The 12,742-nt window shown below is 71.4% G+C and carries 8 protein-coding genes; 3 read left to right on the top strand and 5 right to left on the bottom strand.

Annotation, left to right across the window (positions count from 1 at the left end; translation table 11 throughout):
* Window positions 1-15: 15 nt before the first annotated feature.
* The 3 genes from OG285_RS24070 (at window position 16) to pepN (ending at window position 7,407) form a co-directional block, all read left to right on the top strand.
* On the top strand, window positions 16-3,348 hold the full coding sequence (locus OG285_RS24070) for a S8 family serine peptidase (RefSeq protein WP_371792173.1): 3,333 nt from the start codon (window positions 16-18) through the stop codon (window positions 3,346-3,348).
* A 277-nt stretch (window positions 3,349-3,625) separates the two neighbouring features.
* The gene (locus OG285_RS24065; RefSeq protein WP_356826007.1) at window positions 3,626-4,654 is read left to right on the top strand and encodes an aspartate-semialdehyde dehydrogenase; all 1,029 of its coding nucleotides are present in this window, start codon (window positions 3,626-3,628) and stop codon (window positions 4,652-4,654) included.
* Between the two features lie 176 nt (window positions 4,655-4,830).
* Window positions 4,831-7,407, top strand: a complete 2,577-nt coding sequence (gene pepN, locus OG285_RS24060) for an aminopeptidase N (RefSeq protein ID WP_371792172.1) — start codon at window positions 4,831-4,833, stop codon at window positions 7,405-7,407.
* Between the two features lie 105 nt (window positions 7,408-7,512).
* On the opposite strand, the gene alc is transcribed toward pepN, so the two are convergent.
* From alc to OG285_RS24035, 5 genes are all read right to left on the bottom strand, one after another.
* Window positions 7,513-8,643, bottom strand: a complete 1,131-nt coding sequence (gene alc / locus OG285_RS24055) for an allantoicase (RefSeq protein WP_356825858.1) — start codon at window positions 8,641-8,643, stop codon at window positions 7,513-7,515.
* A 78-nt stretch (window positions 8,644-8,721) separates the two neighbouring features.
* Complete coding sequence (locus OG285_RS24050) at window positions 8,722-9,639, bottom strand: LysR family transcriptional regulator (RefSeq protein ID WP_371792171.1); 918 nt, start codon at window positions 9,637-9,639, stop codon at window positions 8,722-8,724.
* Window positions 9,640-9,859: 220 nt separating this feature from the next.
* Window positions 9,860-10,090, bottom strand: a complete 231-nt coding sequence (locus OG285_RS24045; protein WP_266856982.1) for a hypothetical protein — start codon at window positions 10,088-10,090, stop codon at window positions 9,860-9,862.
* 20 nt (window positions 10,091-10,110) lie between these two features.
* Complete coding sequence (malQ, locus tag OG285_RS24040) at window positions 10,111-12,156, bottom strand: 4-alpha-glucanotransferase (RefSeq protein ID WP_371792170.1); 2,046 nt, start codon at window positions 12,154-12,156, stop codon at window positions 10,111-10,113.
* A gap of 24 nt (window positions 12,157-12,180) precedes the next feature.
* Window positions 12,181-12,420: a hypothetical protein gene (locus tag OG285_RS24035; RefSeq protein WP_164265240.1), complete on the bottom strand. Its 240-nt coding sequence runs from the start codon at window positions 12,418-12,420 to the stop codon at window positions 12,181-12,183.
* Between the last annotated feature and the right edge of the window lie 322 nt (window positions 12,421-12,742).

Here is a 12,742-nt window from a genome sequence, read left to right as displayed (position 1 = left end):
CTTCCACATACAGGGATGCAGATGAGCCTCGAATTCCCCAGCTCCATAACCCGGGCGAGACGCGCGGCCCGGTTCGCGGCCGCCGCGGGCGTGGTGCTCGCCCTCGCCGCGACCGGTGCCGCCCCCGCGGTCGCCGCCGCAGGTCAGGACAGGCCCGCGCCCCCCGGCGTGAAGGCCGCGAAGCCTGCCGGGTCCGCTTCGGACAAGCTCGGCGCGTCCGACGCGCAGCTGCTCGGCCGGGCCGAACAGAACGGCACGAAGTCCGTGACCGTCATGGTGGCGACCGCGCCGGGCGCGACCGCCCAGGTGCGCGAGCAGTTCGGCGCCGTTCCCGGTGCGGTCGTCGGCAGGACCGACGACAAGCTGGGGTACGTACGGGCCACCCTGCCGACGCCCAGGGCGGGTTCGGCCATCAAGGCGGCCGGGAAGCTCTCCTCCGTCCGCGGCATCGACCTCAAGCAGGAGATCGCGCTGGACGATCCGACCCCGGCCGGTGACACCGCGAAGGGTGCCAGGTCCGCGGCGTCGGCCGGACCGTACTCCGCTCCGGGCCGCAGGACCCCGGCCAGGAACCCGTACAACCCGTCCTTCGAGACGGGCGCCGTGGACTTCGTGCAGCAGCACCCGAAGTCCGACGGCCGGGGCGTGACCATCGGCATCCTCGACTCCGGTGTCGACCTGGGTCACCCGGCGCTGCGGAGGACCAGCACCGGCGAGCGGAAGATCGTCGACTGGGTGACCGCGACGGACCCGGTCTCCGACGGCGACGGCACCTGGCTGCGGATGGACAGTGCCGTGACGGGCCCGGCCTTCAGCGCGGCGGGCCGCAGCTGGAAGGCCCCGGCCGGTTCGTACCGCTTCCAGACCTTCGCCGAGAAGGCCACGACCGGCGGCGACGAGGCGGGCGACCTCAACCGGGACGGCGACACCACCGACGTGTGGGGTGTGCTGTACGACCCGGCCGCCGGGACCGTGCGGGTGGACCTGAACGGCAACGGGGACTTCACCGACGACGTCGCGATGAAGCCGTACAAGGACAGGTTCCAGATCGGCTACTTCGGCAAGGACGACCCGGCGACCGATGTCGTCGAGCGGGTCCCCTTCGTGGTCGAGAGCCGCAAGAACGTCGTCCGCGACGCGGCGGGCGACACGTCCGACTACGTCAACATCGGTGTCATCGAGGGCGAGCACGCCACCCACGTCGCGGGTATCACCGCGGCGAACGGCCTGTTCGGCGGCGCGATGAACGGCGCGGCGCCCGGCGCGAAGATCGTGTCCTCGCGCGCCTGCACCTGGAGCGGCAGCTGCACCAACGTCGCCCTCACCGAGGGCATGATGGACCTGGTCGTCAACCGCGGCGTGGACATCGTGAACATGTCCATCGGCGGACTGCCCCCGCTCAACGACGGGAGCAGCGCGCGGGACCTGCTCTACAAGCGCCTCATCGACACCTACGGCGTCCAGCTCGTCATCTCGGCGGGCAACGAGGGCCCCGGTGCCAACACCATCGGCGACCCCGGCCTCGCCGACCACGTGATCTCCGTCGGCGCGACCATCTCCAAGGAGACCTGGGCCGCCGACTACGGGTCCGGCGTGACGAAGAAGAACGACATGATGCCGTTCTCCTCGCGCGGCCCGCGTGAGGACGGCGGCTTCACCCCGACACTCTCCGCGCCCGGGGCCGCCGTCAACTCCACCCAGACCTGGCTGCCCGGCGCTCCGGTGAAGGAGGCGGGGTACCCGCTGCCCGCCGGATACTCGATGCTCCAGGGCACCTCGATGGCCGCCCCGCAGGCCGCCGGCGCGAGCGCGCTGCTCCTCTCGGCCGCGAAGCAGCAGCACATCGAGCTGCCCCCGGCCGATCTGCGGACCGCGCTCACCAGCACCGCCACCCACATCAAGGGCGTCCCCGCGCACGCCGAGGGTGCGGGCCTGATCAACATCGTCGGTGCCTGGAAGACGATCAGGAAGGGCGCCGACTCCCGGCAGGGCGCCGCGCACGAGTACACGGTCAGGGCGCCGGTCGACACCGCGATCGACGACGCCCTCGGTACACCCGGTCACGGCACCGGCATCTACGACCGCGAGGGCGGTCTGAAGGCCGGGCAGCAGAAGGCGTACAAGGTCACCGTCGTGCGGACCACCGGACCCGACCGGGCCGTCGCGCACCGGCTGTCCTTCCGGAACAACGACGGCACCTTCTCGCTCGCCGGCCCGGCCCGGGTGTCCCTGCCGCTGGGCAGGGCCGTGACGCTGACCGTCCGGGCGAAGCCCGCCACGGCCGGGGCGCACAGCGCCATCCTCCAGCTCGACGACCCGAGAACGGTGGGCACGGACCAGCAGATCATGGCCACCGTGGTCGTCTCGAAGCCGCTCGCCAAGCCCTCGTACACCGCCAAGCACTCCGGCTCGGTGCAGCGCAACGGCACCACGTCGTACTTCCTGACGGTGCCGGAGGGCGCCAAGGCCCTTGAGGTCGGAATGAGCGCGCTGCGGTCCGGCAGCCAGACCCGGTTCATCTCGATCCACCCGTACGGGGTGCCGGTGGACGACACGTCGACGCCCAGCTGCTACCCGAACTACGACAACCCGGCCAACACCTGCCGTCCGGATCTTCGGTCCTACGCGGACCCGGCGCCGGGCGTCTGGGAGATCGAGGTCGAGGCCCGCCGTACATCGCCCTACCTCGACAACCCGTACAAGCTGGATGTGGCGCTGCTCGGCGCGGCCTTCGACCCGGCGGTCCAGTCCCTCCCCGAGGCGAAGGCCGGCACCCCGGCACCGGTCGGGTGGACGGTCCGCAACGGCTTCGCGGCCATCGACGGCACACTGAAGGGCGGCCCGCTCGGCTCGTCCGACGACGCCACCCCGACGATCAAGGAGGGGGAGAGCAGGACCACCACGATCACGGTCCCCCAGGGCGTCGACCGGTTCGACGTGTCCATCGGCGGGACCTCGGACACCGGTGCCGACCTGGATCTCTACGTGTACCGGGACGGCGCCGAGGTCGGCTCGTCAGCGGCTGGCGGCTCCGACGAGTCGGTCGCGCTGCTGAAGCCGGCCGCCGGTACGTACACCGTCGAGGTGGACGCCTACGCGGTCCCGGCCGGATCGACGGAGTACGGCTACCGCGACGTGTACTTCGCGCCGTCGCTCGGCTCGGTCGAGGTCGACGCGTCCAAGCCGGTGAAGCTCGCCACCGGGGCTTCGGCGAAGGCCACCGCCCGGATCGTCGCGGCGGGACCGGCGCCCGCCGGGCGCGAGCTCTTCGGCCAGGTGCAGCTGCTGGACGCCCGTGGCACGGTCGCGGGGACCGGCAGCGTCCGGATCGCGAAGGTCACACCGTAACTGTGGGAAACGCCGCAACCGTGCGAAATAAAGTGTGAGCGGCAGGGCCGTGGGGCAGGCGCCAGGACCGGTGCCCGCCCCACGGTCCGTTCCCGGAGCAGTCCGTTCGGCGGAGCAGTCCGTTCGGCGGAGCTGTCCGTTCCGCAGAGCTGTCCGTTCCCCGGACAATGGATTGGACAGGGCGCCGCCGGTCGTACGCATGATGGTGCGGTCGGCCGTGGCCACCATGGCCAGCAATGACGCGCAACAGGTGCGCAGTGAGTACGGAGGAGTCACCGTGAGGGTCGGAATCGTCGGAGCCACCGGTCAGGTCGGCACAGTCATGCGCAAGATCCTCGCAGAGCGGGAATTCCCGGTCGACGAGCTGCGGCTGTTCGCCTCCATCCGCTCCGCGGGCACCACCCTCGCCTGGCAGAGCAAGGGCATCACCGTCGAGGACGCGGCCACGGCCGACTACTCCGGTCTGGACATCGTGCTCTTCTCGGCCGGCGGCGCCACCTCCAAGGCGCTCGCGGAGAAGGTCGCGGCCCAGGGGCCCGTCGTGATCGACAACTCCTCCGCCTGGCGCCGCGACCCCGAGGTCCCGCTGGTGGTCTCCGAGGTCAACCCGCACGCCATCGCCGACCGCCCCAAGGGCATCATCGCCAACCCGAACTGCACGACGATGGCCGCGATGCCGGTGCTGCGCCCGCTGCACGACGAGGCCGGTCTGGAAGCACTGATCGTCGCCACCTACCAGGCGGTGTCCGGCTCGGGCGTCGCCGGTGTCGCCGAGCTGCACGGCCAGGCGGCCAAGGTCGTCACCGACGCGGACCGGCTGACCCACGACGGCAGCGCGCTGGAGTTCCCCGAGCCCGCCGTCTACAAGCGTCCGATCGCCTTCAACGTGCTGCCGCTGGCCGGTTCGATCGTCGACGACGGCTCCTTCGAGACGGACGAGGAGCAGAAGCTCCGCAACGAGTCCCGCAAGATCCTGGAGATCCCGGAGCTGAAGGTCTCCGGCACCTGTGTCCGGGTCCCGGTCTTCTCCGGCCACTCGCTCCAGATCAACGCCCGCTTCGCCCGCCCCCTCACCGTGGAGCGCGCCTACGAGCTGCTGAAGGCGGCCCCGGGCGTGGAGCTCTCCGAGATCCCGACCCCGCTCCAGGCCGCCGGTACGGACCCGTCCTACGTGGGCCGCATCCGCGACGACGAGACCGTGGAGAACGGCCTGGCCCTCTTCGTCTCGAACGACAACCTCCGCAAGGGCGCAGCGCTGAACGCCGTCCAGATCGCGGAGCTGGTGGCGGCGGAGCTCAGCGCCTGAGTCCACCGCCCCGTCCAGGAGCGCACAGTCCCACAGGGAGCGCACAGTCCCGCAGCACGGTCCGCCGGCGCCGCGGGGCTGTGCGCTCCGCCGTATCCCGCCCGGTCCGGCCCTCTCGCATGCCGCGGGGCGTGGAAGGATGAGCGGAAACGTCACATACCGAGGAGATGACCCGGGTGCCCGGCACAAATCTGACCCGCGAAGAGGCACGTCAGCGTGCGAGCCTGCTCACCGTCGACTCGTACGGGATCGACCTCGACCTCAGCGGCGCGCAGCAGGGAGGCACCTACCGGTCCGTGACCACGGTCCGCTTCCAGAGCGCGGAGGCCGGGGCCGAGACCTTCATCGACCTCATCGCGCCGACGGTGCGCGAGGCCGTCCTGAACGGCACGTCCCTGGATGTCGACGCCGTCTTCAAGGACTCGCGCATCGCGCTCTCCGGGCTGCTCGCCGGGGAGAACGAGCTGCGGGTCGTCGCGGACTGCGCGTACACCAACACCGGTGAGGGCCTGCACCGCTTCGTCGACCCGGTCGACGACCAGGCCTACCTGTACACCCAGTTCGAGGTCGCCGACGCACGGCGGGTCTTCCCCAACTTCGAGCAGCCGGACCTGAAAGCCACCTTCCAGTTCACCGTGAAGGCCCCCGAGGGCTGGACCGTGATCTCCAACTCGCCGACGCCCGAACCCCGCGACCACATCTGGGAGTTCGAGGCGACGCCGCGCATCTCGACGTACATCACGGCGCTCATCGTCGGCCCGTACCACTCGGTGCACAGCAGCTACGAGAAGGACGGCGTGTCCGTCCCGCTCGGGATCTACTGCCGCCCCTCGCTGGCCGAGTTCCTCGACTCGGACGCGATCTTCGACGTCACCCGGCAGGGCTTCGACTGGTTCCAGGAGAAGTTCGACTACGCCTACCCGTTCGCCAAGTACGACCAGCTCTTCGTGCCGGAGTTCAACGCGGGCGCCATGGAGAACGCGGGCGCGGTGACCATCCGCGACCAGTACGTCTTCCGCTCCAAGGTCACCGACGCCGCGTACGAGACGCGCGCCGAGACGATCCTGCACGAGCTGGCGCACATGTGGTTCGGCGACCTGGTCACGATGGAGTGGTGGAACGACCTCTGGCTGAACGAGTCGTTCGCCACGTACACCTCCATCGCGTGTCAGGCGTACGCGGACGGGTCCCAGTGGCCCCAGTCGTGGACGACGTTCGCCAACTCCATGAAGACCTGGGCCTACCGCCAGGACCAGCTGCCGTCGACGCACCCGATCATGGCCGACATCACCGACCTGGACGACGTGCTGGTCAACTTCGACGGCATCACGTACGCCAAGGGCGCCTCGGTCCTCAAGCAGCTCGTCGCCTATGTCGGCATGGACGAGTTCTTCCAGGGCGTGCAGGCGTACTTCAAGCAGCACGCCTTCGGCAACACCCGCCTCTCGGACCTGCTCGGCGCGCTGGAGAAGACCTCGGGGCGCGATCTGAAGGCCTGGTCGACGGCGTGGCTGGAGACCGCGGGGATCAACATCCTGCGCCCGGAGATCGAGGTGGACGGCGCCGGCCACATCACCTCCTTCGCCGTACGGCAGGAGGCGCCCGAGCTGCCCGCGGGCGCCAAGGGAGAGCCGACGCTGCGCCCGCACCGCATCGCGATCGGCTGCTACGACCTGGACGAGGACGGCAAGCTCGTCCGTACGGACCGGATCGAGCTGGACGTCGAGGGCGAGCGCACCGAGGTGCCGTTCCCGCAGGACACCCCGCGCCCCGCGGTGATCCTGCTCAACGACGACGACCTGTCGTACGCGAAGGTGCGCCTCGACGAGGACTCGCTGCGCGTCGTCACCGAGCACCTGGGCGACTTCGCCGAGTCGCTGCCGCGTGCGCTGTCCTGGGCCTCCGCCTGGGACATGACCCGCGACGGCGAGCTGGCCACCCGCGACTATCTGGCGCTCGTCCTCTCCGGGATCTCCAAGGAGACGGACATCGGCGTCGTCCAGTCGCTGCACCGCCAGGTGAAGCTGGCACTCGACCTGTACGCGGACCCGGCCTGGCGCGAGGCGGGGCTGACCCAGTGGACGGACGCGACGCTCGCCCATCTGCGGGCCTCCGACGCGGGCAGCGACCACCAGCTGGCGTGGGCCCGCGCCTTCGCCGCGACCGCCCGCACGCCGCTCCAGCTGGATCTGCTGAACGGGATGCTGGAGGGCGAGGAGACGGTCGAGGGGCTCGCCGTCGACACCGAGCTGCGCTGGGCGTTCGTGCACCGGCTGGCCGTGGTCGGCCGGTTCGACGAGGAGGAGATCGCGGCCGAGCTGCTGCGCGACCGGACGTCCGCGGGTGAGCGGCACGCGGCGAGCGCCCGCGCCGCGCGTCCGACGGAGGCCGCGAAGGCGGAGGCCTGGGCGTCGGTCGTGGAGTCCGACCAGCTCCCCAACGCCGTCCAGGAAGCGGTCATCGGCGGCTTCGTCCAGACCGACCAGCGCGAGGTCCTCGCTCCGTACACGGAGAAGTACTTCGCCGCGGTCAAGGACGTCTGGGAGTCCCGCAGTCACGAGATGGCCCAGCAGGTCGCGATCGGCCTCTACCCGGCGCTCCAGGTGTCGCAGGAGACGCTGGACGCGACGGACGCCTGGCTGGAGTCCGCCGGGCCGAACGCCGCACTGCGACGGCTGGTGTCCGAGTCGCGCGCGGGCGTGGAGCGGGCGCTGCGGGCCCAGGCCGCGGACGCGGCTGCGGCGCGCGCCTGAACATGGATGCGGGGCGGGGCGCGGTTCCAGGACCGCGCCCCGCCCCTTCCTCTGTGCGGGTTTCCCCCCGGCCTCCGTACAGAGGTGTCAGTGGGGCCGGAGGGGTCAGGACCCGTTGTACCGGCGGCGCAGCTCGGCCCTTCCCGCCTCGGTGAACGTGCCGTGCAGGCGCATCCGCGCCACACCGCCGTCGGGGAAGGTGTCCAGGCGGACGTGGGTGACGACGGCCTCGGCAGCGAGCTTGAAACGGTGCAGGGTGTCGGGCTGGAGCTTGGTGCGCGGGATGATCTCGAACCACTCGCCCGTCTCGCCGTCACGGCCGCTCAGCGCGATCCAGCCGGCGGAGTTGCCCTTGAGGTAGGCCGTGTCGATCTCCACGGCGCGTACGGACCCCTGCGCGGCCAGCCGGAACCGCACCCAGTCGTTGGTGTCGCGGACGCGGCGGCGGCGGTTCTCCCAGCCGTCGTCCATCTTGCGGGAGGTGCCGGGCAGGATGATCTGGGTCGGCGAGGAGTAGAAGCGGTCCGACGCGTCCTCGTACGCGGCGCCGTTGAGCACCGAGACCAGGTCGACCGTGGAGAGCAGGTCGAGCCACTCGGGGTCGGGCACGACCTCGCCGTGCACGCGGAGGCGGGCGACACCGCCGTCGGGGTGCTGGCAGAGCCGGACGTGGGTGTAGACGCGCTCGCCGGTGATCTCGAAGGCGTTGGCCGCGTGGCCGAGCACGGGGGACCGCGGGATGATCTCCTCCCACTTCACGTCGTCGGCGAGCAGCTCCTCGGGGCTCGGGGAACCCTCCACCGAGGCGCCCTGGACCGATATCTGCTGCGGGTAGTTGCCGCGGAAGTGGGCGGTGTCCACGATGATCCCGCGGATGACGCCGGGGGCGCCGAGCCGGATGAGCGCCCAGTCGTGGTCGTCCGGGGTCGGGAAGGGCGTCTCGGCGGACGCGCCGCGCCGGCGGCGGGTCTCCCAGCCATCCATGATCTTGCCCTTGTGACCGAAGTGCTCGGGGTCGAAGACGGCGCGCTCGCGGACGAGCAGGTTCTCGCGCTCGGCGAAGAACTCGTCGTTGGCGGCGACGACACCCGCACCGAGGCGGCGGTCAGCCAGGTCGACCAGCTCGGTGAAGGCGTGGTCCCCGCTGCGGTAGTCGGCGTACGGGTCGCCGCCGCCGTACGGAGCCGCGTCGTTGGCGTGGGGGTCCTGGGAGCTCGCTGCATCGGTGGAAGTCATGCTCCGACTCTCACCCAGAACCACCGATCACGTCCATCGAAAGTTTCCACAGAATCCATTCAGTGAATCTGAACGATGCTACGGGTGGCCGCCCTGCCCGCGTGCGACCTCGCGGAGCGCGTCCAGCACCCGGCCGACCGCGGTACCGCCTTCGGCCCCGCGCCGCACCGCGGCGATCACGTGGCGCAGCGGCTGGTCGGCGCTGAGCACCCGGGTCACCACCCCCGTACGGCGCTCGCCGCCCACCGCCATCCTGGGCACCAGCGCGACCCCCATCTCGGCCTCCACCATGGCCAGGATCGCCGTCCAGCCGGCCGCGCTGTGCGCCTGCTCGGGGACGAATCCGGCGGCCTCGCAGGCCGCTGTGGTGATCTCCGACCAGGGGCCGCTGCCGCCGAAGATCCATGCCTCGCCGGAGAGGTCGGCGAGCCGCAGCCCCTCGGCGGAGGCCAGCGGGTGCCCGGCGGGCAGCGCCACGTCGAGCGGGTCGGCCAGCAGCGGTACGCGGGTGAAGCGCGGGTCGCGGGCGGTCGGGGCGTGGGCGGCGAGGGAGATCGCCAGATCGACGTCGCCGCCCGCGAGCAGCTCGTACGCCTCGGCCGCCTCCGCCTCACGGATGCGGACCTCGACGGCGGGGTGGCTCAGGCGCAGCGCGGCCACGGCGGGGACCACCAGCGCGGGGACGGCGGTGGAGAAGGCTCCCACCCGGACCTCGCCCGCCTCCCCCTGGAGATAGCCGGCCAGTTCGGCGTCCGCGCGCTCCAGCTGGGCGAAGACCGCCTCGGCGTGCCGGAGCACCAGATGGGCCGCGTCGGTGAGCCTGACCCGTCGGCCGTGGGCCACGAGCAGCGGTACACCGAGTTGCTTCGACAGGTTCGAGAGCTGCTGGGAGACGGCCGACGGGGTCATCCGGAGCACCTCGGCGGTGGCCGTGACGGTGCCCCGCTCGCTCAGGGTACGGAGGATCTGAAGCTTCCGGATGTCCCACTCGGTCATGTCCGCAACCTATCCCCCGCCGGTCTCACGCCGGTTCTCACGCCGGTCGCGAAGGATCCGGCGCGAAGGATCGCGAAGGATGCAGCACGGAAGATCCGGAGCGGGAATCCGGCGCGGAAATCCGGCGCGGAAATCCGGCGCGGAAATCCGGCGCGGAACGCAGAGGTGCCGCGGGGCCGGTCGGGCGGCTCCGCGGCACATCGGGTGAAGAGGGCGGGTGTCAGGCCTTCTTGCGGGACTTGTCGAGGACCATCACCAGTCCGGCAATGATCCCGAACAGCACGAGAGGTGTGATCACAAAGAGGCCGATCGTGTCGAAGACACTCAGGCCCGGACCGGGGTCGTCGCCGTCGTCGCGTGTCAGCGCGAGCGCGGGGGACGACATGAGCAGCATCATCAGCGTCGTACCGGCTGCTACGGCTCCGGCGCGCAGGGCGTTCTTCTTGTCCACGGACCAAACGTAGCGAACGGCTATGCGGTCTGCGCGCCCGGGGGTGCCGTACGCGGCCGGAACTCAGCCATCAGGCGGTGCAGACGGGGCGAGGCGGCCACTTCCTCCAGGGTCATGGGCCTGCCCTGCGGGTCGGCGACCGGCAGCCGCCAGTTGGGATACTGGTCCCAGGTGCCGGGGAGATTCTGCGGCCTGCGGTCCCCGACCGCGTCCGGCAGCCAGATGCCGGTCATCCGGGCCGGGGTGCGCAGCAGGAAGCGGTGGACCGCGCGGACCTCCCCCTCCTCGTCGCCCGAGCCCTCGGGCAGCAGCCCGAGCCGGGCGAGGAAGCCCAGCCACTCGGCGAGTTCGGCCTTGTCCTCGGCCTGTTCCTGGCTCAGCGGGCGGGTCAGGAGGCCCAGGCGATGGCGGAGTTCGACATGTTCACCGGTCAGCCGGGCGGCGGTGGAGGGCAGATCGTGGGTGGTGGCGGTGGCCACGCACTCCTCACGCCACGTGTCCGGCGACAGCGGCCGGCCCGTACCGCTCCAGTCGCGCTCGAACCAGAGCACCGAAGTGCCCAGCACACCGCGGCGCGACAGGGATTCGCGGACGCCGGGCTCGACCGTGCCGAGGTCCTCGCCGATGACGGCCGCACCCGCGCGGTGGGCCTCCAGCGCGAGAACGGCCAGCATCGCATCGGCGTCATAACGGACATATGTTCCGGTGGTGGGATCGCCGCCCCCCGGTACCCACCAGAGCCGGAAGAGTCCCATCACATGGTCGATCCGGATCGCGCCCGCGTTCCGCAGGATGCCCCTCAGCAGGCCGCGGTAGGGCGCGTAGCCGGAAGCGGCGAGCGCGTCGGGGCGCCAGGGGGGCAGACCCCAGTCCTGGCCGCGGGCGTTGAAGGCGTCCGGCGGGGCGCCGACGGACATCCCCCCGGCGAAGATGGACTGCTGGGCCCAGGCGTCGGCGCCGTCCGGGTGCACCCCGACGGCCAGGTCGTGGACCAGGCCGGTCTCCATGCCCGCCTCGCGGGCGGCGCGCTGGGCGTCGGCGAGCTGGGCGTCGGTCAGCCAGGCGAGCCACATGTGGAAGTCGACGCGGTGCTGGAGCGCCGCGCGGGCGCGGGCCGTGCCGTGCGAGCGGGGGTCGCGGAGCGGGGCGGGCCAGGTGTGCCAGTCGGGCCCGTGTTCCTCGGCGAGCGCACACCAGGTGGCGTGGTCCTCCAGCGGGCGTCCCTGGGTGGCGAGGAAGTCGGCGTAAGCGGCGCGTCTGCCGGGGCCGAGCGGGACCTCGTAGACCAGCTCCAGGGCCTCCTTCTTGAGCGCCCACACGGCGTCGCGGTCGATCAGGGCGCCCCCGTCGAGCACCGCCTCGCGCAGTACGGCGGCGCGGCGGAGATGGCCGCGGTCCCCGATGTACGCGTATTCGGGGACCGCCTCGACCCGCAGGTGGACGGGGTCCGGGAAGCGCCGCGACGAAGGGCGGTAGGGCGACGGGTCGGTGGGCGACCCGGGCGCTGCCGCATGCAGCGGATTGACCTGGACGAATCCGGCGCCGTGCACCCGCCCCGACCAGGCGGCGAGATCGGCCAGGTCGCCGAGGTCGCCCATGCCCCAGGAGCGCGCGGACAGCAGGGAGTAGAGCTGCACCAGGAAGCCGTGACTGTGGCCGGGCGGCTGCGGCACCCGTTCGGGCGCGACCACGAGAGTGGCCCGTACGGTGCGCCCGTCGGCCGCCTCGGCGTGCAACCGGTGCACGCCGAGCGGCAGTTCCTGCCACTTGTCGAGGGTGCCGCCCTGCTCGGTCTCGATCCGCAGCTGGGTGCCCGGCGGGAGGTCGCGCACGGCCGGGGGGCGCTCACCGGGCCTGGCCACCACGGTCGGCGGCAGCAGCCGGTCCGCGAGGGCCGCCTCGTGGCGGGCGAGCGCCGTGGCGACCGCCTCCGGTGTCGACGCGTCGATGTCGAGCGCGGCGAGCACGGCGATGACGGTGGCGTCGGAGACCGGGACGGTGACGTCCTCGGACGGTGCGTAGCTGGTGGCGACTCCATGCAGCGCGGCGAGCCTGGCAAGGCTCATGCGGACTCCCCGTTCAGGCTGCGGTCAGATCCCGGCAGCCGTTCCGTATGCGGTGGGCTCACTGGTCAACGGGGTGAAGTCGGCGAGCGGCGGCTCGCTGGTGAGGGGTGCGACGTCGGAGAGCGGCGGCTCACTCGTCAGCGGCAGCTCCATGGAGCTGGTGCTCGCGTCGGGGTCGGGCATCAGGTCCGGCACGAGCTCCGGAACGGTCTCCGGGACGGGTTTGGACAGGGCCGAGAGCAGAAGCTGCGCTGAAGCGGCCACGAGAATCTCCGTAAGGTCGGTGACGAGGTTGGATTCAAGCCCTACCCAGCGGGCGCGGCCCCATCCGTATTCGTCTCACCAACGTGCGCCGGGTCACATTCAGTTCCCCGCAGAGGAATTGTCCACACCACCACCGGATCGGGCAATTCCGGCACACCGGCCACCCAGTCCCGGCATTCACGCGGACACCCCTGCTCCGATCGGTGCGGGGGGGGTGGGCCGGACGGACGAAGCGACGAGCAGATCAACCGGCGAACCGATGAACCGGCAACCCGATGGACCGGAAAAGCGATAGGCCGGAAAAGCGATGAACCGGAGATCC

It is taken from the genome of Streptomyces sp. NBC_01471 (assembly GCF_041438865.1).
Taxonomy (GTDB): Bacteria; Actinomycetota; Actinomycetes; order Streptomycetales; family Streptomycetaceae; genus Streptomyces.
The sequence above is the reverse complement of the archived record's forward strand: the minus strand, read 5'-3'. Positions and strand labels throughout refer to the sequence as shown.